At 53.8% G+C, this 273-nt stretch carries 1 protein-coding gene; it reads left to right on the top strand.

Annotation, left to right across the window (positions count from 1 at the left end; all coding sequences use genetic code 11):
* Positions 1-252 (top strand): transposase (locus AC30D7_RS28810; protein ID WP_490136339.1); only part of this gene is annotated, 252 nt, incomplete at its 5' end.
* Positions 253-273: the final 21 nt, after the last annotated feature.

The following is a 273-nucleotide window of genomic DNA, read 5'->3' as shown; positions in this document are numbered from 1 at the left end:
CCCGGACGCCTGAGCAAGGGTGGCAACGCCTACCTGCGCTCGGCGATGTTCATGCCTGCCATGTCAGCGATCCGCTGCGATCCTTATGTGAAGGCTTTTTACGACGTGCTAGTCGGTCGTGGAAAACGAAAAATGCAGGCCATCTGTGCGGTTATGCGCAAATACCTGACAGGCTTGTGGGCCTGCATACGCGCTGGAGAGGATTTCGATACGGCCAAGCTTTTCAGCGAAAAACATCTGCTAAAAGCTTGACCGTGAACAGAGTATCTACAG

The sequence above is a fragment of the Pseudomonas sp. DF5 genome (genome assembly GCF_058148225.1).
This window is presented reverse-complemented; position numbering and strand designations above follow the sequence as displayed.